The sequence below is a fragment of the Neoroseomonas lacus genome (genome assembly GCF_014644535.1).
GTDB classification, from domain to species: domain Bacteria; phylum Pseudomonadota; class Alphaproteobacteria; order Acetobacterales; family Acetobacteraceae; genus Neoroseomonas; species Neoroseomonas lacus.
The window spans coordinates 1-24,117 of record NZ_BMKW01000013.1; the positions used below are offsets into that span (position 1 = coordinate 1).

Consider the following 24,117-nt stretch of genomic DNA (forward strand, 5'->3'; position numbering starts at 1 on the left):
GCGCCCTTCGCCGTCTGGCTGTCGATGATCGCAGTGGTCGGGCTGGCTTCGCGCCCGGCCTGCTCGCGCACCGCGACGTAGAGCACATGATGGATGCGCTCGATGGTCCCCTCCCATTCCCATCGGGAGAAGTAATCCCACACTGTGCTCTTCGGCGGCAGGTCCTTGGGCAGCGCCTGCCACTGACAGCCGGTGGAGAGCACGTAGAACACCGCGTTCAGCACCTCGCGCACATCCACCGTGCGCCGCCTGCCGCCACGCTTCGCCGGGCGTATCAGTGGCATCACCAGCGCCCATTCGGCATCCGTCAGGTCCGACGGATAGCGCAGCCCACGCCGGTCCGNCAGGCGAGAGCGAAACTCGCGGCAAGCGTCGGCTTTACCTAGTGGATCTCTGAGAACCCGCCAGTCCGCCTCCGGCCAATTCTTAGCCGAGCCGTTTCGCCCCGATCCGTCGATCCGGCGCAAGAGCCATGTATGGCCGTACGGGGACCTTCTCCTCCGTTGTGCCGGGCGGTGGGAGACACGGGCGCGCAGCCGGCGGTTAGCGCCTCGGCGAGGTCGGCCGCCTACGTCGGTCGCTGTGAGCGCGCGTTGTATCATGATTGCTACGCTTCAGGGTACGTCGACGGTCGAGTGCAGGTTGCCAGGGTTCCTGCCTCAAGAAGCCTCGCGGCTTCAAGGACGGTCGTCATTTGAACGGTGTGCGCGAACTGAAACGCATCATCATAGATGGTCTCGTCCGGGAACTCCGTGGTTAGAGCAAAGGGCGGAATCAGATCGGGATTTTCCTTGAGCGTGCACACAATCCCATTCAGCACGGGGGCGGGCAGCACGCCCAGATGTGCTTCGAACACGCGGATCTGCGCTTGGTTGAACGCCCGTAGCCCCGGGAGTTCCGCCAACCTGGCCGAAAGCTCATGGAGAAATTTCGTCGCCGGATCACGCAGTCCCGGCCTGAAGTGCATGATGAGGAAGAATCCCCTTGGGATGGCCCACTCCAGTGAATCGCGAGGGACGTATCCCGTGTTCGGCCGCGTGAATTCGTGCGCAGGGTATCCGTGCATGTTGACGTGCAGCACGGCATTGGTTCGCGCATAAGCCTCTCTGCGGGCCTTGAGTTCCCCGAAGGGCGGGTCGGTCCTGCTCGACAAGTCGTCGCCCGCCGCGCTGAAGCGAGCGGCATGATTGATGTGACGTGGATTGGCGACGCGGAGTTCGCGATGAAGAGCATAGCCATCCGGGTTCTCCAACGGGACCAGCGCGAAGCCAAGGCCACGCTTCTTCAATTCCGCTGCGGCACGAAGGGCGCCAACCAGGCCAGACGTCTCGTTCGCGTGCTGCCCCGCCGTGACGACCAAGCCGATGTTCCGCCCGGAGAACTCGGCGGCCATGACCCGTCGGCCGCGATAGGAGACCGTGTCGAAGCGCTCTCCTCCCAAAGCGTCCAACTCAGTCGCGATTTGATCTGGATCCAGAGGCCGGGTTGCTTGGGGAAGAACCTGCTCTCCATCGGCGCAAGGCTCCTCGGTGGCGGGGGGTCCAACCGTCACGCGTAGCCGGGTGGCACCGTCACTACACCGAATATCCGGCACGACCTGGCCGAGCCGGAGCGTACGGTCGCCCGGCGGCAAGAGCGCACGCAGCTGGAAAAACTCGCGAATGGAAAAGTAGAGATCCTCGTGAAGCGCTTCGCGCGTGCTGATACATTCATCGCCATAGCTTAGGCGACGTTCAATGCCACCGGTCTCGACGGCGACAGAGAGCGTATCAAAGAACGGTGCGACCTCCGGCCAAGGCTCCGCAACCAACGCCTCGAACACCGCTGCGAAGGCTGTCTCGTACTCCGTCTGGAGCGGCGCGCCAGGTACACTCGGATCGAGTTGCACCCAGCCGCAGGGAGCCAGCACCGCATCGCCGAGGGGATCACGTCGCTCCACATTCGGCGCGAACACGCGATGCTCGTTGCGACGCGTCTCGTACTCCAGGAGGACACCGTAATGTAGTGGGTCGTCGCCAGCCTCGAACCGGAGTTCTACGCTCGCAAGCAATCCTGCAAGCGGATAGACCTCAAGCTCGAAGCGGCGTTCAGATGCCAGCCGATGGGATGGCGTCCGGATCGTTACCGCCGTCAGCCCCGTTAGCTGCACTTCTTCGAGAAAGAAATGAAGCAGCGGCTTGTAAGCACTTCGCAGGCGCGCACTGACACCCGCGGCGCGCAGCGCTGCTTCGATTGATCGCCGGGTCGGCTCGTCTTCGAACACCCAGGCCTCGAAGCACCGCCCGGGCGGGTCGGCCAGCAGCTGATCAACCGCGCGGGAGATTTGGATGTCGAGCAATGTCTTCAAAGCCGTCTCCGCGAACTGAAGATGGGAGGCCCAAGCTGCATTCAGCACCCGCCCAGGCGATGTTTGGCGCAGTGCCGTAGACTGGAGGACCACCGCATCCCTGGCTACTGGGAGACTTGGCGCCCGCCGCGCCGCGCAGGCACGGCTCAGGTCATGCCCCGCGACATCGTATTCACGGTGACGAGGGACGGGGGCGCGGCGAGCACCTGTAGATTTGGCAATGGCTGACGGAAGGCGGGGCGACAACGCCCGCCCAGCGCCCATCCCTGCAGCAACCACGTTCAGGTCGGACACCGTCCAAGTGACGCGCTGATTCAGCTCGACTTCCTTGCGACAGGAAGCATTGGTGATGACGTGCCGCGGGTGAGGGAGCCCGCGAGAGCAAACCCGGCAGGTCCCGGGCTTCGGATGGTGGGAGCGTCGCATGGTGCGATCTCCCACAAAAGGAACCATCCCGATGTCCAACACCAAGACCCTCACCGTCGCCCAGATTCTCATCCTCGCCACTGCCGCACAGCGGCCAGACCACATGGTCCTCCCCCTGCCGCCGACGATCCGCGCTCGTGGTGGCGCACAGCGCAACCTGCTCAGCCCTCTGCTCAAGATGAACCTCGTCGCGGAGGTGCCGGTCGATGACGCGAGCATCGCCTGGCGAACCGACCAGGCCGGTCTGCGCCACGGCCTCCGCATCACCGCAGCCGGTCTCACCGCCGCAGGCGTCCATGGCGATGCAACGGTGGAGACGGCAGATGCCGGCGCCGACACCTCCGAGGCGGAGCTCTCGGTTTCCGCGGGCAGCGACGCCGCCGCGGTCGAAGAGCCTTCTGCTGAGCGTGGTTCGCGGGACGCTCCACCTCGGCGTCCGACCGGCAAGCTGGGTGAGGTGTTGCAGGCTATCTCCGCCGAGGCGGGTGCAACGCTCGTCGAAATCACGACGCTGACCGGCTGGCTTCCGCACACGGTGCGCGCTGCCGTCACCGGCCTGCGCAAGCGGGGTTTTGATGTGGCACTCATCCAGCAGAGCGGCCGTAAGGCCTACCGCCTGACGACAATGGGCTGAGGACGGCCCCGATGCCGCCAACTGCTGACACACCTCTCACAGTCTCCCTGCCGTCGCCGCAGCCCGGGGGAACGGTGCCCACGCTCCCCATCGTTGCCTCCCCGGACGAGGTGACCGGGCGCGTTGCAGCGCTGGCAAGCCTCGGACTGGAGGACCTCCGTATCGAGTGGCGGAAGCTGTACCGCACCGCGCCGCCGCTGCGTCTCAGCCGTGATCTCCTGCAGCGGAGCATTGCACATCGTATGCAGGAGGAGGCGCTGGGTAGCCTGTCAACCGCTGCCCAACGCCAACTCACGGCCTTGGCACGCACCTTGGCGTCAAACGGCAAGCAGCCGCCAGTCGCATCCGCCGCCAAGCTCAAGCCGGGCACGACCCTCGTTCGCGAATGGCACGGACGGTCGCACACCGTCATCGTCCAGGAGAAGGGATTCGCGCACGAGGGAAAGCACTACGCTTCCCTGACTCAGATCGCCCACCTCATCACCGGTGCGCACTGGTCCGGGCCGCGCTTCTTCGGCCTGCACCGAGCACCGAGGCGCACCAGGCAGGGAGCAGCCGACGGTGAATGAGCAACGACGGAAATCGCCATCATCGTCACCACGCGGCGTTAGCCGGCGCTGTGCGATCTACACCCGCAAGTCTTCTGAGGAAGGCCTCGATCAGGTCTTCAATAGCCTCGATGCGCAGCGCGAGGCCTGCGAAGCCTATGCCAGCAGCCAACGCCATGAGGGTTGGGTGCTACTGCCAACCCGATATGACGATGGCGGCCTGTCCGGCGGCAATATTGAGCGGCCCAGCCTGCAGCGCCTGCTGACCGACATCCGTGCCGGCAAGGTCGACCTGGTGCTGGTCTATAAGGTCGATCGGCTGACCCGTTCGCTGTCCGATTTCGCCCGCATCGTCGACGTCATGGATGAGCACGGCGCCTCCTTCGTCTCGGTCACCCAGCACTTCAATACGGCAACCAGCATGGGTCGCCTGACGCTCAACATGCTGCTCTCCTTCGCGCAGTTCGAGCGCGAGGTCGCCGGGGAGCGAATTCGCGACAAGATCGCCGCGTCAAAGCGCAAGGGCATGTGGATGGGGGGATCTGTGCCCCTCGGGTATGTAGTCCGTGATCGTAAGCTGGTCGTCGACGACGCGGAGGCAGAAAGGGTGCGGCAGGTATTCCGCACCTATCACGAACTCGGCTCGGTCCGGCTGCTGCAAACGCGTCTGGCGGCGGAAGGAATTACGAGCAAGTCGGGACAGCGGCTCGTGCACGGCGCCTTGTTTCACATGCTGCAGAACCGAGTCTATCGCGGCGAGGTTCCCCACAAGGGCAACGTCTATCCCGGCGAGCACGAGGCGATCATCGACCTCCCGTTGTGGGATGCCGTTCAGACACAGCTCGCCGAGAACCGCGTGCAGCGCGCCTCTGGCAGCAATGCTGACCATCCGAGCCTGCTGGCGGGGCTGGCCTTCGATGGCGATGGCCATACACGCCTGACGCCGACCCATGCGGTCAAGGCTGGGAAGCGATATCGGTACTATGTCTCGCAGACGCTGATCGCCGCGCCGCGGTCTTCATCGCCGGGCGGCCGTCGCGTCCCTGCCAGTGACCTCGAGCAGTTGGTAATCGGCCGCATCCGGCGGTTCCTCGCCGATGAAGCGGCTCTGCATGCGGCGCTGCGGCCGTTCGTGCCGGACGCGGCGGGGCGCCGCAGGTTGCTGGATCGGGCGTCCCGCCTGGCACAAGACTGGCCCAAGCTGAGCGCGACCGAGGTCCGACAGATTCTGCTCGGGATGCTATCGCGCGTCAGTCTTCACGCCGATCGGATCGATTTGCATGTGCAGCCCGATCGCTTGCCGCAGCTACTGATCGGTGGACCTGGCGCCGTGTCGCTCGAGGCCACGACCAGGAAGGTGGAAACCTCGTCGCTAGTCCTGTCCGTGCAGGCATCGCTGAGGCGTGCAGGAAAGGAGATCGCGATGGTACTCGGAGCAGATCCGGCTGCCGCGCCGACTGCCGATCCTGCCATGATGCGGCTGATCCTGCGCGCCCGGGCAATGTGGGAAAAGGTGCAGCGGGGCGAGGTGGCAGGGCTTGGAGAACTCGCGACACAGGAAGGTGTCAGCGGCTCCTATGCTTCACGCCTCATCCGGCTGGCGTTCCTCGCGCCGGATGTTCTCAGCGCGGTGATGAATGGCCGGCAGCCGGCAGAACTCTCTGCGGCCGGCCTGCTCCAAGAATGCCGACGTGGCCTTCCGCTCGACTGGCAGCACCAGCGCGAGACCCTTGGCTTCCGCTGATCCGCAAAAACACCCCAACGTCACCTGGGATGTAGAGGCACGCATCGGCGCCGATCCGGCGTGGTCTGGCTTTCCGCCTCCTGTGCCGCAGCGAGGGCCATCGAAAAACTCGTACTGCCAAAAGGGGCAGGAGAGACACGGGCAGGGATTGCGCCGCGAATCCGGGACCAAATGCGTCTCTTGGCCGCCGCGCAAAAACCGCATCGGCGCAAGCCCGCGGTTTTCCGGGCGTGTCCGCGTGGACCCTCCTGGAAGTAAAAATTGTTCAATATCAATGACTTAACGTGGCTGGGGCGGGAGGATTCGAACCTCCGAATGGCGGTACCAAAAACCGCTGCCTTACCACTTGGCGACGCCCCATCCGCCCCGCCTCATACCCTTCACTCGCCCACCCCGTGAAGCCCCCCACCCCACCGCCACCAAGCATCGGGCAACAAATCGGCGGCGCCGGCCGCAGTGACCGGGTCAGCGAACACCCCGAAGCAGGTCGCCCCCGACCCGCTCATCCGCGCCAACAGGCACCCCGGCAGCCCCCGCAGCGCCGCCAGCACTTCTGCAATCGCGGGACACAGCGCAATCGCCGCCGGCTCCAGATCGTTGCGCAGCCTGGCAAGGTCGCCCGCCATGGCCACCGCATGCGGCCAGCCCGCCGGCAGCCGCGCTGCCTCGGAAAACCCACCCTGCCGGGCCTTGAACACCGCCGGCGTCGGCAGCGCGAGACGCGGATTCGCCAACACCAGCCCACAAACGGGCAAGCGCGGCGCCGGCGACAACACCTCGCCGACCCCGCCCATGCGGCATGGCCGCGACGCCAGGCAGGCCGGGATATCGGCCCCCAGCCGAACGGCCAGCGCCGCCAGCCGCTCCTCCCCCCAGCGCAGCCTCCACAGGTCATCGAGCACGCGCAACGCCGCCGCGGCATCCGCGCTGCCGCCACCGATGCCCGACGCCACCGGCAACCGCTTGGTCAACGTCAACGCCGCCCGCGCCGGCACGCCGGCCGCCTCGGCCAGGGCGCGCGCCGACCGCAGCACCAGGTTGTCCGGCTCGGCCCGCAGCGCCGCGCTCTCCGGCCCCTCCAACGCCAGCGTCAACGCCGCCGCCGGCGCCGCCCCCACCGCATCCGCGACGCCGGCGAAGACGACGAGGCTGTCCAGCAGGTGATACCCATCGGCCCGCCGGCCGGTCACATGCAGGTGCAGATTGACCTTCGCCGGGGCGGCCTGGCTCAGCGCCGGTTCTCCGCCACGGGGTTGGCCGGCAGGCCGTTGGCGATCTTCGCCTCGATCCGCGGCCCGTCATCGCCCTCGGGCCCGAGCAGCAGGGCGCGGCGCCACTGGAAGCGCGCCTCGCGCTGGCGCCCGGCCGCCCAATAGGCGTCGCCCAGATGGTCGTTGATGACGCTGCTGCGCGACTCGAGTTCCACCGCGCGTTCGAGCCAGCGGATCGCCCCCGGCAGGTCATTCAGCTTGTACAGCGCCCAGCCGAGGCTGTCGGCGATGTTGCCATCCTGCGGGCGCAGCGCGGCAGCGCGTTCGATCATCCGCCGCGCCTCGGCCAGGTGCTCGCCACGCTCTACCCAGGTATAGCCGAGATAATTCAGCACGAAGGGCTGCTCGGGGCTGAGTTCCAGCGCATGGCGGAAATCCGCTTCGGCGGCCGGCCAGTCCCCGGCGCGCTCCAACGCCACGCCGCGGCTGTAGAACAGCGGCCAATGCGCCGGCGTGGGCGCCGAGACACGGGCGATCGCCTCGGAATAGGCCGTGGCCGCTTCCGCCCAGCGCTGCTTGCTGCGGAACAGGTCGCCCAACCGAGCATAAGGCTGCGAGGCGGTCGGGAAGGCGGCGGCAATGGCGCGCAGCTGCGCCACCGCCTCATCGGTGCGATCCATCCGCTCCAGCACCGCCGCGCGCCGCAACCCGACCAGCCCGGCCAACAGGTCGTCGGACGGCACCTGGTCGAGCATGGCCAAGGCCGCGGCATATTGCCGCTCATCGCCCAGCGCGTCGGAGGCCATCAGCAGCGCCGGCGCGAAACCGGGCCGCAGCCTCAGCGCGAGGCGCGTCAGTGCCAGCGAGAATTCCGCCGCCCCCTGCCCGCGCAGCGAGCCGGACAACGCCAGATAGGCCTCGGCGAACCCCTCGACCGGCGAGGCGACGGCGCGGGTGCCGAACAGCGTCCGCTGCGCCGCCGGCGAACCGGACAGCACCAGGTCCTCCTGGCTGCGCGCATAGGCGTCGAGCAGCCGCTCGGCATCGGCTTCCTTGCCGCCGCGGGCGAGGATGCCGCCGGCAATCTGCACCAGGCGCAGCGTCATCGGCTGCGGGTCGCCGATGGCGATGCGCACGAAGCGTTCCGCCTCGCGCGGGCGGTTGGCGAGGTCGCAGATCAGCGCGGCATGCATCGCATACAGCGTGCGCAGCCGGCCGGATTCCGCCAGCGGCCGCAGCAGGGCGAGCGCCGCCTCGGTCTCCCCCTTGCCCTGCAGCGTCCAGGCCAGCAGCATCGGCTGCAACAGTTGCGAGACCCCCTGGCGCGGCAGCGCGCGGATGCGTTGCTCGGTGCGGTCCCAACGGCCCGCCTGCGCATCGGTGCCCGCCAGCAACAGGGCGGCGAGCGCATTGTCGGGCAGCCGCCGCGCCAGCCGCACCGCCTCGGGCCGGCCGTCGAGCAGGGTGGCGATGAAGGCGCGCTCCACCACCTCGGGCTGGTTGGGGTCCGCCTCCAGCACCGCCAGCAGGCTGTCCGCCGCGATCCGCGTATCGGATTCGGAGGTGGCGAAACGCCCGGCCAGATAGGCGCCGAAGGCGTTGCTGGCACTGGGAGAGAAGCTGCCCGGTGAGCTGCCGTCGCCCTCCCCGGCGGCGCAGGCCGACAGCAATGCCGCCGCGAGGAGGAGGGTGCGGGATGAGCGGACCGGGAACATCATTCAGTCATCCTAGCGGCCCACGCTGCGCCGCACCACGGCGGATCGCCAAGCAAGGCGGGGTTTGCCGGCCCACCGCGGCCGGTATGCGTCGTCCGGCACCGGGCCGATGCCGGAATGTCACCATGTGTCGTGTGAAGCCTTCCCGAACAGCCCCTTCAGGTCGGGAATCCCACCATTTTATCGGGGGCGAAGGCCGGCGGCTGCGGGTAGTGCAGGCCGCGCTGGCCCGACAGGCTGCGATCCGGCCTGCCCGGATACGGCCCGGGGTCGAAACCATGCAGCACCCCATCGCGCACCCAGCCGGCATCAAGGTCGCTGCCCCAGGCCGCTTCGGCCAGCGCCGCCGCGAGCCGGGCACGGATCGCGCCGTAATCCGGGTCGGCGGCGCGGTTCTCGACCTCGGTCGGGTCGCGCTCCAGGTCGAACAGCTGGAAGGCATTGCCCGCCGGGTACCAGATCAGCTTGTGCCGTCCGTCATGGGCCATGCGCGTCGCGCCGTTGTTCTCCAGCGTGTCGCCGGTCAGCACCGCGCGTGGCGTCGGCGCCAGCATCGACTGCCCCTCCACCGTCGCCGGCACCGGGATGCCGGCGAGGTCGAGCAGCGTCGGCATCACATCCTGCAATCCGACCAGGCGGTGATCCACGCGGTCGGTGCCGATCCGCGTATCCGCCGCGCGGCCAACCAGGATGCAGGGGATGTTGCTCGACCCCTGGTAATAGGTCCGTTTCGCATACAGCCCGTGGTCGCCCAGCATGTCGCCATGATCGGCGGTGATCAGGATGACGGTGTCGTCCAGCAGCCCTTCCTCGCGCAGCGTGCCGATCACCACGCGCAGTTGGTGGTCGATATGCGTCGCCATGGCGTAGAAGGCGCGCCGGACCTCCTCCAGCACATGGGGCGGCAGGGCCGGCCAGTAGTTGCGCACCATCTTCAGCGCGAAGGGCAGTTCCGCATCCGCCGCCGACCACGGCGCGGCGAGCGGCGCCGGCGGGATGAACTGCCGATACAGGTCCATATAGGTCTGCAACGGCACCAGCGGCGGGTGCGGCGCGGTGTAGGACAGGCACCAGAAGGCCGGCCGCGTCGGGTCGCGCCGGCGCATCTCCCGCGCCATCGTGAAGGACGCCCAGTTGGTGACGTGGCAATCCTCCGGCAGATGCCAGGCGCGGTGCATATAGTTGTTGTTGTTCATCCCATGCAGGAACTGCTTGCCCGGGTGCCCCTGGTCGGCGAGGTAGATGTCGTGGTCGTCCGGTCCGCCCAGATGCGGCCGCCCCTCCTCGCTCAACAGCACATTGTCGAAGCCGATGCGGTCGCGCGGCGGATAGACATGCAGCTTGCCAACGCACAGCGTCTGGTACCCCGCCCCGCGAAACGCATCGGCGATAGTCGGCAGGTGCTTCGGCATGGTGTTGGTGGTGCCGAAGACCCGATCGCCATGGGTCCTCGTCGTCGTGCCGGTCATCAGCGTCCGCCGCGCCGGGATGCAGATGGGCGTCTCGGCATAGGCATTGGTGTAGCGGATGCCATTGCGCGCCAATTGGTCGAGCGTCGGCGTCAGCACCGTCGGGTGCCCCGCGCAGCTGAGCATGTGCCCCGGCCACTGGTCCACGGTAATGAGCAGCACATTGGGGCGGGTATCGGACATGAACGGGCCTTCCTCGCGGGCCTCGCGCGGACCCTTTGTAGCCATGACCCTATCATTGACCTGCCCTGCGGCAAGCCGCGCGCCCCCCGGTCTGGCCCCGGCGCGCCACCGCGCGTAGTCTCCGCCGCCTGGAGCATGATGCGTTCACATTCGTTCGCGCATCACGCTCCAACTTATTGTCTGGTCTCGTGATTCAGGCCTTCGGTGCGTTCGCACCCGCGGCCGACACGCTCTACCGCTACCCCTACCGGAGGAATGCAAGCCATGGCCTATCCGAACACCCTGCTGCATGTGAACGGGGAGTGGCGCGCGGCGCGCTCCGGCAAGACGCTCGACGTTATCAACCCGGCCACCGAGGAAGTGATCGGTACCGTCGCCCATGCCGAGAAGGCCGACCTCGACGAGGCACTGGCCGCCGCCGACAAGGGTTTCGCGGTGTGGAAGAAGGTCTCCGCCTTCGATCGCTACAAACTGATGCGCAAGGCCGCCGACATCTTCCGCACCCGCGCCGACGAGACCGCCCGGCTGATGACCCTCGAACAGGGCAAGCCGCTGCCGGAAGCCAAGATGGAGGTGATGGCCGCCGCCGACATCATCGACTGGTTCGCCGAGGAAGGTCGCCGCGCCTATGGCCGCGTCATCCCCGCCCGTGCCGAGGGTGTCTACCAGCTCGTCGTGAAGGAGCCGGTCGGCCCGGTCGCCGCCTTCACGCCGTGGAACTTCCCGATCAACCAGGTGGTCCGCAAGCTGTGCGGCGCGGTGACCACCGGCTGCTCGATTATCGTCAAGGCGCCCGAGGAAACCCCGGCCTCCCCGGCCGAGCTCATCCGCGCCTTCGTCGATGCCGGCCTGCCGCCGGGCGTGGTGAACCTGGTCTATGGCGTGCCCGCCGAGATCAGCGAATACCTCATCGCCCATCCGGTCATCCGCAAGGTGACCTTCACCGGCTCGACCCCGGTGGGCAAGCTGCTGGCGGGCCTCGCCGGCCAGCACATGAAGCGCGTCACCATGGAACTCGGCGGCCACGCGCCGGCGATCGTGTTCGACGACGCGGATCTGGACGTCGCGGCGAAAACGCTGGCCGGCGCCAAGTTCCGCAATGCCGGCCAGGTCTGCGTCTCGCCCACGCGCTTCCTGGTGCAGGAAAAGCTGTATGATGGCTTCGTCGAGAAGTTCGTCGCGCATGTGAAGACGCTGAAGGTCGGCGACGGCATGGCCGAGGGCACCACCATGGGCCCGCTCGCCCATGACCGCCGCGTGCCCTGGATCGAGACGCTGGTGCAGGACGCCCAGTCCAAGGGCGCCAAGCTGCACACCGGCGGCTCGCGCATCGGCAACAAGGGCTATTTCTACGAGCCGACGGTCATGACCGACGTGCCCTTGAACGCCCGCGCCATGAACGAGGAGCCCTTCGGCCCGATGGCCATGATCTCCCGCTTCAAGGACCTCGACGAAGTGGTGACCGAGGCCAACCGCCTGCCCTACGGCCTTGCCGCCTATGCCTTCACGCGCTCGGCCAAGACCGCCAATGCCGTCGCCTCCCGCGTCGAGAGCGGCATGATGACCATCAACCATCTCGGCCTCGCTTTGCCGGAAGTGCCCTTCGGCGGCATGAAGGACAGCGGCTACGGCTCCGAGGGCGGCTCGGAAGCGATCGAAGCCTATCTGAACACGAAGTTCGTCTCGCAGGCGGGCCTGTAACGGGACGGGGGGCGGCAACGCCCCCCATTCCCTCGGAGGAAACGGTGCGAGGGTGAACCCTCGCACCGGACAAGAAAGAATGCCGGAGCCGGCCTGGCGCAGCCTATTCCGCGACCGCGATTTCCTGCGCCTCTGGCTGGCGGGCCTCGCGGTGTTCGTCGTGCGCTGGCTGGAGACTCTGGCGGTCGGCGTCTTCGCCTATACCGCCACCCATTCCGCCTTCATCGTCGCCATGCTCACCATGCTGCGCCTGCTGCCGATGGGGCTGTTCGGCGCCTTCCTCGGCGCCATGGCGGAACGGATGGACCGCCGCCAGGCGCTGCTGGTCGTGCTGCTGTCGCAGATCGCCACCTCCGCCGCCATCGCCACCCTCGCGCTGTTCGACGCGGTGGAGGTCTGGCACCTCGCCGTCGCCTCCTTCATGAACGGCATCGGCTGGGCGGCCGACAATCCGGTGCGCCGCGCCATGATCGGCCAGGTCGCCGGCCCGCCGCGCATGAGCGCGGCCATGTCGATCGACGTCGCCACCAGCAATGGCAGCCGCGTGCTCGGCCCGACCCTGGGCGGGGTGGTGCTCGCCCTGGTCGGCCTCGACGGCGCCTTCCTGCTGAGCGTGCTGCTCTACCTGCCCGCCGTGCTCGCCGTGCTGAGGCTGACGCCCACCCCGCCCGCTGCAGGCGCCGCCGCCACGAAGGTGCTCGCCTCCATCGCCGAAGGCCTCGCCATGGTCCGGCGTGAGCCGCGCCTGATCGGCGCGCTGCTGATCACCCTGCTGTTCAACCTGTTCGGCTGGCCGGCCACCTCGATGATCCCGGTGATCGGCCAGGACCGCCTCGCCCTCGGCCCCAGCGGCATCGGTCTGCTGGCGGGCATGGACGGCGTCGGCGCCTTCCTCGGCGCCGTGGTCGTCGCGGTGCTGGCCAAGCCCGCGCAGTACAAGGCGATCTATCTCGGCGGCATCACCCTGTACTTCGCCATGCTGCCGGTCTTCGCTTGGGCACCGGAGCCCATCCTCTCCGGCACCGCGCTGCTGCTCGCCGGCATCGGCGGCGCCGGTTTCGCCATCATGCAGCCGACCCTCATCTTCCTCGCCACCCCGGTCGAGATGCGCAGCCGCGTGCTCGGCCTGCTCTCCGTGTGCATCGGGCTGGGCCCGATCGGCTTCCTCGTCCTGGGCGGCCTAGCCGAGGCCTTCGGCGCCCCCGTCGCCACCGCGGCCATGGGGCTGTCCGGCCTGGTGGCCCTGGCGCTCACCCGCCGTTGGTGGAACCCTATCCAATAACCCCGGAGACGACCGCGATGGACAGCCTTCTGCCCGCTTCCCGCATGATCGCCGAACGCCTGAAGGCGCGCGGCGAAACGGTCGCGGTGGCGGAGAGTTCCGCCGCCGGGCTGATCTCGGCCGCGCTGCTCGCCGTCCCCGGCGCCTCGGCCTATTTCCTCGGCGGCGCGGTGGTCTACACCAAGGCCGCCCGCGGCGCCCTGCTCGGCATTACCGATGCGGAGATGGAAGGGCTGCGCTCCTCCTCCGAACCTTATGCGCTGCTGCTGGCGCGCACGGTGCGGGTAAAGCTCGGCGCCGATTGGGGCTTCGCCGAGACTGGCGCGGCAGGGCCTTCAGGCAACCGGTACGGCGACGCGGCGGGGCATTCGTGCCTGGCGGTGTCCGGGCCGGTGGAACGCGTGATCACGCTGGAGACCGGGATGGCAGGGCGGGAGGCGAATATGCGGGCCTTCGCGTCGGCGCTGTTTCATCTGGCGGCGGAAATGCTGGAGTAGGGCGCGCATTGGAGAGGGGCAGAGCCCCTCTCCAATGCGCCCCTTGCGCGATCCGCGTCTCGGCCCGACCCTAAGCGCCTCACAGGCAGGGGATGAACCGTGGCGCAGTTCAAGGGCACGGATACGTACGTCGCGTCGCGCGAACTGGAAGTCGCGGTCAATGCCGCGGTGGCCTTGCAGCGCCCGCTGCTGGTCAAGGGCGAACCCGGCACCGGCAAGACCGTGCTGGCGCATGAGATCGCGGCCGCGCTCGGCTACCCGCTGATCGAATGGCACGTGAAATCCACCACCAAGGCGCAGCAGGGCCTGTACGAATACGACGCGGTGAGCCGGCTTCGCGATGGTCAGCTCGGCGACCCGCGGGTGCATGACATCGCCAACTACATCGTGCGCGGCAAGCTTTGGGATGCCTTCGAGGCCGATGCCCCGGTGGTGCTGCTGATCGACGAGATCGACAAGGCCGACATCGAATTCCCCAACGACCTGCTGCTAGAACTCGATCGCATGCAGTTCTTCGTCTACGAGACGCGCAAGACCATCGCGGCGAAGCATCGCCCGGTCGTCATCATCACCTCGAACAACGAGAAGGAACTGCCGGACGCCTTCCTGCGCCGCTGCTTCTTCCACTACATACGCTTCCCCGACCGCGAGACGATGGAGATGATCGTCAAGGCGCATTACCCCGAGATCCGCCAGGACCTGCTGCGGGAAGCGCTGAACGTCTTCTTCGACATCCGCCAGGTGAACGAACTCAAGAAGAAGCCGGCAACATCCGAATTGCTCGACTGGCTCAAGCTGCTGACCATCGAGGACATGCCACCCGAGGCGTTGCGGTCCTCCGATGCCAAGACCGCCATCCCGCCCCTCTACGGCGCGCTGCTGAAGAACGAGCAGGATGTGCATCTGTTCGAGCGCCTGGCCTTCCTGGCGCGCCGCCGCGGGGGCTGAGGCGGTGTTCGCTCCCTTCATCCTCGCGCTGCGTGCCGCCGGCGTACCGGCCTCCATCACGGAGTACCTGGCGCTGCTGCGCGCGATGAAGGAGGGCGTGGCCGGCTTCAGCGTCGATGATTTCTACCACCTCTCCCGCGCCGCGCTGGTGAAGGACGAACGCCACCTCGACCGCTTCGACCGCGTCTTCGGCGAGATCTTCAAGGGCCTGGAATCGCCGACGGGCGAAGCCCCGCGCGAATTGCCCGCCGAATGGCTTCGCAAGATCGCCGAGAAGACCCTCACACCCGAGGAGATGGCGCAGATCGAAGCCCTCGGCGGCTTCGACGCACTGATGGAGGCGCTGAAGAAGCGGCTCGAGGAACAGAAGGGCCGCCACCAAGGCGGTTCGAAATGGATCGGCACCGCCGGCACCTCGCCCTTCGGCGCCTATGGCTACAACCCCGAAGGCGTGCGCATCGGCCAGGAGGAATCCCGCCACCGCCGCGCGACCAAAGTGTGGGACCAACGCACCTTCCGCGACCTCGATGAAGACGAGGCGCTGTCCTCGCGCAACATGAAGGTCGCGCTGCGCCGCCTGCGCCGCTTCGCGCGCACTGGTGCCGCGACGGAACTCGACATCCCCGGCACCATCGGTGCGACGGCGCGCAATGGCGGCTCACTCGACCTGCACATGGTCCCCGAACGCCACAACGCCGTGAAGGTTCTGCTGCTGATGGACATCGGCGGCTCGATGGACGACCACATCCGCATCTGCCAGGAGCTGTTCACGGCGGCGCGCTCGGAATTCAAGCACCTGGAATTCTGGTACTTCCACAACTGCCCCTACGAACGCGTCTGGCGCACCAACCGGCGCCGCTCGGAAACCGAGCGCCCGATGATGGAGCTGATGCGCACCTATGGCCCGGATTGGCGCCTCGTCTTCGTCGGCGATGCCACCATGGGACCCTACGAGATCATCCAGCCCGGCGGTTCCGTCGAACACTGGAACGAGGAATCCGGCGAGGTCTGGATGAACCGCCTGACGCGGCATTTCCGCAAGGCCGCCTGGCTCAACCCGATCGACAAGGACCATTGGCGCTACACGCAATCCATCTCGATCATGCAGCGCCTGATGGAAAACCGCATGCACCCGCTGACCCTCGCGGGGCTCGAATCGATGGCGCGCGAATTGGCGCGCTGAGACGCGCCACACATGAGGAAACGAACAGAATGTCCACCACTACCGCCCGCACCCCGCGCGGCCGCCAGTTCTTCGCCAATCCCGGCCCGACCAACATCCCGGATTCGATCCTGAAGGCCGTCGCGCATGTCAGCATCGACTTCAACGACCCGGCCTTCCTGACCGTCTATGACGGCGTCGTCGCCGGCCTCAAGCGCATCCTCAAGACGCAGCACGAGATCTTCCTCTACACCGGCTCCGGCCACGCCGCCTGGGAAGCCGCGCTGGTCAACCTGTTCTCCGCGGGCGACGCGCTGCTGGTGATCGAGACCGGCCACTTCTCCGAATCCTGGGGCAAGATGGCGCAGGATTTCGGCCTGGAGATCCGCACGCTGGCCGCCGACTGGCGCCGCGGCGCCGACTTCGCCGCGCTGCGCGCCATGCTCGCCGCCGACTCTGCCCACGCCATCAAGGCCATCTGCGCCGTGCAGAACGAAACGGCGACCGGCATGGAACTCTCCATCGCCGAGATCCGCGCAGCACTCGACGCCACCGGCCATCCGGCGATGCTGCTGGTGGACACCATCTCCTCGCTCGGCTCGCTCGACTTCCGCATGGATGACTGGGGCGTCGATGTCGCCGTCGGCGGCAGCCAGAAGGGGCTGATGCTGCCCACCGGCCTGTCCTTCACCGGCGTCTCGCCCAAGGCGATGGCCGCGCACAAGACCTCCCGGCTGCCGAAATCCTACCTCAACTGGACCAACATGCTGACGCGCCGGCACAAATCCTTCATCGGGACGGTGCCGACCTCGCTCTTCTACGGCCTGCAGGAATCGATCCGCCTGCTGGAGGAAGAAGGCCTCGACCAGGTCTTCGCCCGCCATGCCCGCCTCGCCGAAGCCGTGCGCCGCTGCGTGCGCCACTGGTCCGGCAACAACGGCCCGCAGTTGTTCTGCCTGGCGCCCGACCGCTTCTCCAACTCCGTCACCGCCGTGCAGATGCCCGAAGGCCACAACGCCGAGGACATCCGCAGGATCGCGCTCGGCACCTTCAACGTCTCGCTCGGCGGCGGCCTCGGGCGGCTCGGCGGCAAGGTGTTCCGCATCGGCCATCTGGGCGACCTGAACGAGCCGATGATCCTCGGCACCCTCGCGACCGTCGAGGCCTCGATGCGCGTTGCCGGTGTCCCGCACACGCCGGGTGGCGTGAATGCGGCCATCGATTACCTGGCGGACCAGGCGCGCGCTGCGTGACGATTCGGTGATCCCGGCACCGACTTGCGCGGCCGCAAACCACAAGCGACCGCGCCCGCGTTAGAAGGTGCCATGTCCCAACCCCGCCCACCCCGGCGCCCCCGCGCGCCCAGCGCGACGGCGTCCGCCGCGCCGCCCGCCCCCGCCACCGCCACGGCGCCCCACGCGGTGACGGCACCGTCCGCGCCCCCGCCCGGCCCAGACTTCCACACCATCGACCGCACCCTGCGCGCCGCCGAGGCGCGCATCACCCAGGGCATTTCCCCCACCGCCGTCAGCGGCGCCTGGTCCGACTGGGCCGTGCATCTCGCCCGCGCGCCGGGCAAGCGGCTGGAACTCGCCACCCATGCCTGGACCCAGGCCCTGCGCTGGCTGTTCTGGCTGCGCCATGCCGCCACCCAGCAGGACGCTGCGCCGCTGATCCGGCCCACCAACGGCGACACCCGCTTCACGGACCCGGCCTGGCAGGCCTTCCCCTTCAACGCCATGGCCCAGGCCCATCTGCTGACCGAGGCCTGGTGGACCGAAGCGACCCGCGGCGTGCCTGGCCTCGGCCATGCCCATGCCGACCGCGTCGCCTTCATGCTGCGCCAGATGGTCGATGTGCTGGCACCCTCGAACCTGCCCTGGACCAATCCGGCGATCGCCGAGCACACCATCGCCGAGGCCGGCACCAACCTGCTGCGCGGCGCGGCGAACTGGCTTGACGACATGGAACGCACGGTCTCCGGCGCGCCCCCGCCCGGCGCCGAGGCCTTCCGCCCGGGCCATGAGGTCGCCGTCACCCCCGGCCGCGTCGTCTTCCGCAACAACCTGATGGAGCTGATCCAGTACGAGCCGACGACCGAGAAGGTCCATGCCGAACCGGTGCTGATCGTCCCGGCCTGGATCATGAAATACTACATCCTCGACCTCAGCCCGGAGAACTCGCTGGTCCGCTGGCTGGTGGCGCAGGGCTTCACCGTCTTCATGGTGTCGTGGAAGAACCCCGACGCGAAGGACCGCGACACCGCGCTCGACGACTACCGGCGCGACGGCGTGATGGCGGCGCTCAACGCCGTCTCCGCCATCCTGCCGGACCGGCGCATCCATGCCTGCGGCTACTGCCTCGGCGGCACCATCCTCTCGATCGCCGCGGCGACCATGGCGCGCGACGGCGATGACCGCCTCGCCTCGATGTCGCTGCTCGCCGCGCAGACCGACTTCGCCGAGGCCGGCGAGCTGATGCTCTTCGTCGATGAAAGCCAGATCGCCTTCCTCGAGGACATGATGTGGGACCGCGGCTACCTCGACACCAACCAGATGTCCGGGGCCTTCCAGCTGCTGCGCTCGAACGACTTGGTCTGGTCGCGGCTGATCCGCGACTACGTGCTCGGCGAACGCGCCGCCATGACAGACCTGATGGCCTGGAACAGCGACCAGACGCGCATGCCCGCGCGCATGCATGGCGAATATCTGCGCGGCCTCTTTCTGGAAAACCGCCTGACCGCCGGCCGCTTCGCCGTGGAGGGCCGCGTCATCGCGCTGTCGGACATCAACCCGCCGATCTTCGCCGTCGGCACATTGAAGGACCACATCGCGCCCTGGCATTCGGTCTACAAAATCGCCCTGTTCAGCGACACGGACGTGACCTTCGTGCTGACCTCCGGCGGCCACAATGCCGGCATCGTCAGCGAGCCCGGCCATGCCGGCCGCCACTTCCAGATCATGACGCGCCACCATGGCGAGCGCTACCTCGACCCCACCTCCTGGGCGACGATCGCGCCGCGCCAGGACGGGTCCTGGTGGCCCGCCTGGGCGGCCTGGCTTGCCGGCATCGACAGCGTCGGCATGGTGCCGCCGCCGCCGATCGGCGCGCCCGACCGCGGCCTGCCGCCGCTCGACGCCGCCCCCGGCAGCTACATCCACATGAAGTGACGCAGCCATGGCCACCGAAATCGAACGCCGCTTCCTCGTCACCACCCCGGCTTGGCGCGACGCGACAACCCGCACGCGCCGCCTGGTCCAGGGCTACGTGGCACGCGAGGACGGCGTCGCCGTCCGCCTGCGCCTCGTCGACGACCAGGCCTGGCTTACTATCAAGGGCCCCGGCGGCCTGATCCGCCCCGAATTCGAGTACGCCGTCCCGCCGGCGGACGCGCTGGCGATGCTCGACACGCTCTGCGCCGGCCGCCGCATCGCCAAGACACGCCACGACGTCCCGCATGACGGCCTGCTGTGGGAGGTGGATGTCTTCGAAGGCCCCCTCGCCGGGTTGATCATCGCAGAGGTCGAATTGCCTGCTCCCGACCATTCGGTCGGCGTGCCGCCCTGGGCCGGCCGCGAGATCACCGGCGACACCCGTTATGCCAATGCCGTGTTGGCCTCCGCGGAGGCGCCGCCGCGGGGGTGACGGGTCGCGCATCGCCGCCTAGGCTTCGCGCACCGGCCTCAATGTGCCGGTGTCCAGAGAGCCAGGGGAAGCGACCACATGACTGCCACGAGCCGCGCCGTCTACCGCCACGGGGAGATGGGGCGCCTGTTCGACCCAGCGTCCATCGCTGTGATCGGCGCCAGCCCCCGCGCGGGCTCCTTCGCCGACCGCACCATCCAGGCATTGAAGGACTACACTGGCCGGCTCTACCTGGTGAATTCCCGCTACGAGACGATCGGCGAGCGCCCCTGCTTCCCCTCCGTCGGCGCCCTGCCGGAAGCACCAGACTGCTGCATCGTCGTCGCCGCCAAGGACGCGGTCGAGGAGATCGCCACCGACTGCGCGAAAGCCGGCGTCGGCGGCATCATGCTCTACGCCTCGGGCTTCTCCGAAACCGGGCGTGACGCCGATATCGAAGCCCAGCTCCGCCTCGCGCAGATCGGCCGCGACGCCGGCATGCGCATCGTCGGGCCGAACTGCATCGGCATGCTGAACTTCAAATCCAAGGCCGGCGTCACCTTCATGATCCCGCCGCCGATGGAAGCGCCGCTGCCGCACGCCATCGGCCTGATCAGCCAATCCGGCGCGCTCGGCTTCTCGCTGGCGCAATCGGTGATGCGTGGCGTCTCGGTCAGCCACCTGCTGACCACCGGCAATTCCTCCGACATCGACGTCGCCGACTGCGTCTCCTTCCTCGCCGACGACCCCGCCTGCCGCGCCATCGCCTGCGTCTTCGAAGGCATGCCCGACCCGATGCGCTTCATCCAGGCGGCGGCAATCGCCGACGCCGCCAACAAGCCGCTGGTGGTCTTCAAGCTCGGCACCGGGGAGGCCGGCGCGGCGGCGGCGATGTCCCACACCGGCTCGCTCGCCGGGGAGAACGCGGCTTACCTCGCGGCCTTCGAACGAGCCGGTGCCGTCGTCGTGCAGGATTTCGAGGCGCTGGTCGAAACCACCGCCTTCCTCGCCAAGGCCCCGCCGCCGCGCGCACGTGGCGTGGCGGTCGTCGCCGTCTCCGGCGGTGCCGCCATCATGTCGGCCGACAAGGCGGAAGCGCGCAACGTGCCGTTGCCGCAGCCGACGCCGCCGGTACGCACCATCCTCGAATCGCGCATCCCGGATTTCGGCTCGGCGCGGAACCCCTGCGACGTCACCGCCCAGGTCGCCAACGACCCGGAAAGCCTCACCGCCTGCGCCTCCGCCATGCTCGGCGAGGGCCATTACGGCGCGCTGATCTACGCGCAGATCTACTCGACGGAGCTCTCCGCCAAGCGCCCCGGCGAACTCGCCGCCATCGCCGAGGAGCACGACAAGCCGATCTGCGTGGTCTGGACCACCGAATGGCTGGAAGGCACCGGCTCGCGCGAGGCCGAGCAGAACCCGCGCATCGGCCTGTTCCGCTCGATGGACCGCTGTTTCGCCACCCTTGCGCATTGGCATGAGCGGGAAGCCCGCCGAGCCCGTGGCCCGCGCCTGCTGACCCGCCTGTCCCGCCCCGAAGCGGCAGCCGAAGCCGCCGCCATGATCGCCGCCTCGCAGGACCGCACCCTGACGGAACGTGAGGCCAAGGCGGTGCTCGCCGCCTATGGCGTGCCGGTGGTCCCCGAACGCCTGACCGAGAGCGAAGACGCCGCCGTCGCCGCCGCCGAGGCGCTTGGCTTCCCGGTGGCGATGAAGGTCGAAAGCCCCGACCTGCCGCACAAGACCGAGGCCGGTGTCATTCGCCTCAGACTCAAGGACGCCGCCGAGGTCCGCGACGCCTACCGCGCCGTCATGGCGAACGCGCACCATCACGCCCCCAACGCCCGTATCAACGGCGTGCTGGTGCAGCCCATGGCCAAGCCGGGCGTCGAGCTCATGGTCGGCGGCCGCGTCGACCCGCTGATGGGGCCGCTGATCGTCGCCGGCCTCGGCGGCGTGTTGGTCGAGCTGATGCGCGATTCGTCCCTTGCCCTCGCACCGGTCACCCATACCGAGGCGCGCGCGATGTTCGAATCCCTGCGCGGCCGTGCGGCGCTGGATGGCTTCCGCGGCGCGCCGGCGGCCGATCTCGACCGGCTGGCGGATATCGTCACCCGCCTGTCGGAATTCGTCGCCGACCAGCGCGACCGCATCGCCGAACTCGACGTCAACCCGATCATCGTCGCCGGCACGGAGGCGATGGCGGTGGATGCCTTGATCGTCAAAGCCTGACCCCGGTGCCTCGGCACGGCCCAGGGGCGCATGCCGAGGCCGCCACCCGCGGCGCCTGCCGACCGATCGGCACCGGCAGGCCGGACGGCACACTTATGTTTCGTTCGCCGCCGCAATGGCTTGACGTTGATTTCACGATTTGCGACAGCAATGCAAAGATACGGCATCATGACGACCAGGGGGTGACAGCATGATGGCGAGGGACCGGCTCGATCGTGCGGCAACGGCGCGAGGACGACGCGTGACCCGTATCACTCCCGCCATCAAAGATTACGCAGCACTCTCCCCCCGCCTGCGCGACGGTTGCGCCGGCCCGGAGACCGACGATGCGCCCAATGCAGGACGCCACTTTCCCGCACCTTGTCTGGCTGCGCCCCGCCATGGCTGAACCGGTGCGCGCCCCCTCCCTGGCGGACCTCCCCTTCTTTCGCGGCGCCGACCCGGCGACGCTGGCCAAGGTTGCCGCCACCGTGCGGTGGCGCACCGTCGAACCCGGCCAGGTCGTGGTCGATGACGACGAGCCTTCGACCGACATCTTCTTCGTCGCCGCCGGCTCGGTGCGCGTGCAGCTGCGCGCCGCCTCGGGGCGCGAGGTGCTGCTGAACGAGTTCGGCACCGGCGAATTCTTCGGCGAGCTCTCCGCCATCGACGGCGCGCCGCGCGCCGCCAATGTCACCGCCATCGCGCGGTCACGCCTGTGCATCATCCCGGCCCAGACCTTCCTCGACTTCATCTTCGCCAACCCGGTCGCCTGCCACGGCCTGCTGCGCACGCTGACGGCCAAGCTGCGGCTGCAGACCGAGCGCACGCTGGAACGCGAAGCCCTGCCGGTGCGCCTGCGGCTGTTCTCGGAACTGCTGCGCCTGTCGCGGCCGCGCAACGGCGTGGTGGGCGAGCGCGTCGTCTCGCCGCCGCCGCCGCACCACGAACTCGCCGCCCGAATCGGCGCGCGGCGCGAGGTCGTCTCGCGCGAATTGTCGGACATGACGCGGGAAGGCTGGCTGGCGCGCGACCGCCGCGTCATCCGCATCCTGCGTGTGGCCGAGATGCAGCAGGCGGTCAGCGCCGAACTGCGCGCGCCCGCCGCCTGAAAAGTCCGTCCGGAAGCAACGCCTGCGCGCTTGTTTCCAGGTTCGGCACCGGGCGCGCCGCGCCCGTCATGCACCGAGGCGGACTTCGCTGCTCTTCCTGGCCGTGCTGCACGGTACCAAATCGAGGTTTCCAAAGGCCCTTAGAGACCGTGTGAAGAGTCCGGCACCGGCCCTCAAAATGCGCCCCCTGGCGCATTTTCAAACGGCCTCTAAGGCCTCTGGTGGAGAGAGTTCGAGAGGGGCAAAGCCCCTCTCGTTCCGGCATAAGCCACCCCCGCTGATCTGGACGCGCCGCCGCCACTGCCGCACGCTCACGGCATGATGGAGGGCGTGAGATGACCAAGCCACTATTGCTGCTGTGGACCGACGGGGCTGGACCCTACGCCGCCGCCATCGAGGCCGCGGGCCTGGCCGGGCGGCTGCGCGTGGAGACGGTGGCCCGCGCCGCCACCCCCGCCGACGAACAACTGGCCGAAGCCGAGGCGCTGCTCTCCTGGGGCCCGCCGCCCGGGATGCTGACGCGCATGCCGAAGCTGCGTTTCGTGCAGGCGCTGACCGCCGGCGTCGAACACTGGCTGTCGCGCCCCGACCTGCCGCCGACACTCGCCCTGTCCTGCGCGCGCGGTACGCATCGCGTGCAGATGCCCGAGAACATCCTCGGCGCGCTGTTCCACATCACCAAGCCCTACGCCGCGATCGTCGCCGACAACGCCGCGAAGCAATGGACGCGCCGCGTCTCGTCCACCCTGGCGGGCAAGACGCTCGGCATCCTCGGCCTCGGCGCGATCGGCGTGGAACTCGCGCGCAAGGCCGAGGCGCTGGAGATGCACGTCATCGGCACCCGTCGCAGCAGCGGTGAATTGCCGCATGTCGACCGCGTCTATCGCCCCGAGGAGACGGACCAGGTGCTGGCGGCGAGCGATTTCGTCGTCCTGCTGCTGCCCGCCACACCCGAGACCGAGAACTTCATCGACGCGACGCGTCTCGCTCAGATGAAGCCCTCCGCCTGGCTGCTGAATTTCGGCCGCGGCGCGCTGATCAAGGATGACGATCTGGTCGCCGCGGCGCGGGCGGGGACGATCGCCGGCGCGGTGCTCGACGTGTTCCGCACCGAGCCGCTGCCCGCCGAGCACCCCTTCTGGGGCGAGGAGAAGATCATGGTGCTGCCGCATATCGGCGGGCTGCACCCGGAACGCGATTCGATGGTCGCCGCGCTGCTGGTGGAGAACCTTCGCCGATTCACCGAAGGCGCGCCGCTGACTCAACTGGTGGACCGGGCGGCGGGGTATTGAGAGGCTGA

The 24,117-nt window shown here is 68.4% G+C and carries 19 protein-coding genes and 1 tRNA gene; 14 read left to right on the forward strand and 6 right to left on the reverse strand.

What is annotated here, in order from left to right; all coding sequences use genetic code 11:
- A partial coding sequence (locus tag IEY36_RS23245; RefSeq protein ID WP_188971673.1) for an IS5 family transposase occupies positions 1 to 347 on the reverse strand: 347 nt, incomplete at its 3' end.
- Positions 348 to 607: 260 nt separating this feature from the next.
- Positions 608 to 2,347: a M14 family metallopeptidase gene (locus IEY36_RS23250; protein ID WP_188971381.1), complete on the reverse strand. Its 1,740-nt coding sequence runs from the start codon at positions 2,345 to 2,347 to the stop codon at positions 608 to 610.
- A 457-nt stretch (positions 2,348 to 2,804) separates the two neighbouring features.
- On the opposite strand from IEY36_RS23250, the gene IEY36_RS23255 reads away from it, so the two are divergent.
- The 3 genes from IEY36_RS23255 to IEY36_RS23265 all read left to right on the forward strand — a co-directional run bounded on the left by IEY36_RS23255 (position 2,805) and on the right by IEY36_RS23265 (position 5,699).
- Positions 2,805 to 3,407: a DUF3489 domain-containing protein gene (locus IEY36_RS23255; protein WP_188971382.1), complete on the forward strand. Its 603-nt coding sequence runs from the start codon at positions 2,805 to 2,807 to the stop codon at positions 3,405 to 3,407.
- A 74-nt stretch (positions 3,408 to 3,481) separates the two neighbouring features.
- Positions 3,482 to 3,976: a DUF2924 domain-containing protein gene (locus IEY36_RS23260; RefSeq protein WP_229681525.1), complete on the forward strand. Its 495-nt coding sequence runs from the start codon at positions 3,482 to 3,484 to the stop codon at positions 3,974 to 3,976.
- The gene (locus tag IEY36_RS23265) at positions 3,969 to 5,699 is read left to right on the forward strand and encodes a recombinase family protein (RefSeq protein WP_188971386.1); all 1,731 of its coding nucleotides are present in this window, start codon (positions 3,969 to 3,971) and stop codon (positions 5,697 to 5,699) included. The genes IEY36_RS23260 and IEY36_RS23265 overlap by 8 nt, the downstream gene beginning before the upstream one ends.
- Positions 5,700 to 5,984: 285 nt before the next feature.
- Here the strand turns inward: IEY36_RS23265 and IEY36_RS23270 are convergent.
- From IEY36_RS23270 to IEY36_RS23285, 4 genes are all read right to left on the reverse strand, one after another.
- A tRNA-Gln gene (locus IEY36_RS23270) sits at positions 5,985 to 6,059 on the reverse strand.
- Positions 6,060 to 6,079: 20 nt separating this feature from the next.
- The gene (locus tag IEY36_RS23275; RefSeq protein WP_188971675.1) at positions 6,080 to 6,931 is read right to left on the reverse strand and encodes a 4-(cytidine 5'-diphospho)-2-C-methyl-D-erythritol kinase; all 852 of its coding nucleotides are present in this window, start codon (positions 6,929 to 6,931) and stop codon (positions 6,080 to 6,082) included.
- Positions 6,928 to 8,628: a tetratricopeptide repeat protein gene (locus tag IEY36_RS23280; RefSeq protein WP_188971388.1), complete on the reverse strand. Its 1,701-nt coding sequence runs from the start codon at positions 8,626 to 8,628 to the stop codon at positions 6,928 to 6,930. Before IEY36_RS23280 ends, IEY36_RS23275 begins: the two co-directional genes overlap by 4 nt.
- A gap of 155 nt (positions 8,629 to 8,783) precedes the next feature.
- Positions 8,784 to 10,277 carry a sulfatase-like hydrolase/transferase gene (locus tag IEY36_RS23285; RefSeq protein WP_188971390.1) on the reverse strand — a complete coding sequence of 498 codons (1,494 nt, stop codon included), beginning with the start codon at positions 10,275 to 10,277 and terminating at the stop codon, positions 8,784 to 8,786.
- 264 nt (positions 10,278 to 10,541) lie between these two features.
- Here IEY36_RS23285 and IEY36_RS23290 point away from each other — a divergent pair, with 264 nt between their 5' ends.
- The 11 genes from IEY36_RS23290 (at position 10,542) to IEY36_RS23340 (ending at position 24,109) form a co-directional block, all read left to right on the forward strand.
- The gene (locus IEY36_RS23290; RefSeq protein ID WP_188971392.1) at positions 10,542 to 11,978 is read left to right on the forward strand and encodes an NAD-dependent succinate-semialdehyde dehydrogenase; all 1,437 of its coding nucleotides are present in this window, start codon (positions 10,542 to 10,544) and stop codon (positions 11,976 to 11,978) included.
- Positions 11,979 to 12,057: 79 nt separating this feature from the next.
- Complete coding sequence (locus IEY36_RS23295; protein ID WP_188971394.1) at positions 12,058 to 13,260, forward strand: MFS transporter; 1,203 nt, start codon at positions 12,058 to 12,060, stop codon at positions 13,258 to 13,260.
- A gap of 17 nt (positions 13,261 to 13,277) precedes the next feature.
- The gene (locus IEY36_RS23300; protein WP_188971396.1) at positions 13,278 to 13,757 is read left to right on the forward strand and encodes a CinA family protein; all 480 of its coding nucleotides are present in this window, start codon (positions 13,278 to 13,280) and stop codon (positions 13,755 to 13,757) included.
- A 99-nt stretch (positions 13,758 to 13,856) separates the two neighbouring features.
- Positions 13,857 to 14,705 (forward strand): AAA family ATPase, encoded by an 849-nt coding sequence (locus IEY36_RS23305; RefSeq protein WP_188971398.1) that lies wholly within the window; start codon positions 13,857 to 13,859, stop codon positions 14,703 to 14,705.
- Positions 14,653 to 15,888 carry a vWA domain-containing protein gene (locus IEY36_RS23310; protein WP_188971400.1) on the forward strand — a complete coding sequence of 412 codons (1,236 nt, stop codon included), beginning with the start codon at positions 14,653 to 14,655 and terminating at the stop codon, positions 15,886 to 15,888. The genes IEY36_RS23305 and IEY36_RS23310 overlap by 53 nt, the downstream gene beginning before the upstream one ends.
- Positions 15,889 to 15,917: 29 nt before the next feature.
- Positions 15,918 to 17,120, forward strand: coding sequence for a pyridoxal-phosphate-dependent aminotransferase family protein (locus IEY36_RS23315; RefSeq protein ID WP_188971402.1), 1,203 nt, complete (start codon positions 15,918 to 15,920; stop codon positions 17,118 to 17,120).
- A gap of 168 nt (positions 17,121 to 17,288) precedes the next feature.
- Positions 17,289 to 19,037 carry a PHA/PHB synthase family protein gene (locus IEY36_RS23320; protein ID WP_229681526.1) on the forward strand — a complete coding sequence of 583 codons (1,749 nt, stop codon included), beginning with the start codon at positions 17,289 to 17,291 and terminating at the stop codon, positions 19,035 to 19,037.
- 7 nt (positions 19,038 to 19,044) lie between these two features.
- Entirely contained in the window at positions 19,045 to 19,512 is a 468-nt protein-coding gene (locus IEY36_RS23325; RefSeq protein ID WP_188971406.1) for a CYTH domain-containing protein, read from the forward strand.
- 78 nt (positions 19,513 to 19,590) lie between these two features.
- Positions 19,591 to 21,726 (forward strand): acetate--CoA ligase family protein, encoded by a 2,136-nt coding sequence (locus IEY36_RS23330; protein WP_188971408.1) that lies wholly within the window; start codon positions 19,591 to 19,593, stop codon positions 21,724 to 21,726.
- Between the two features lie 335 nt (positions 21,727 to 22,061).
- On the forward strand, positions 22,062 to 22,817 hold the full coding sequence (locus IEY36_RS23335; protein ID WP_188971410.1) for a Crp/Fnr family transcriptional regulator: 756 nt from the start codon (positions 22,062 to 22,064) through the stop codon (positions 22,815 to 22,817).
- A gap of 335 nt (positions 22,818 to 23,152) precedes the next feature.
- The gene (locus IEY36_RS23340) at positions 23,153 to 24,109 is read left to right on the forward strand and encodes a D-2-hydroxyacid dehydrogenase (RefSeq protein WP_188971412.1); all 957 of its coding nucleotides are present in this window, start codon (positions 23,153 to 23,155) and stop codon (positions 24,107 to 24,109) included.
- Positions 24,110 to 24,117 lie beyond the last annotated feature (8 nt).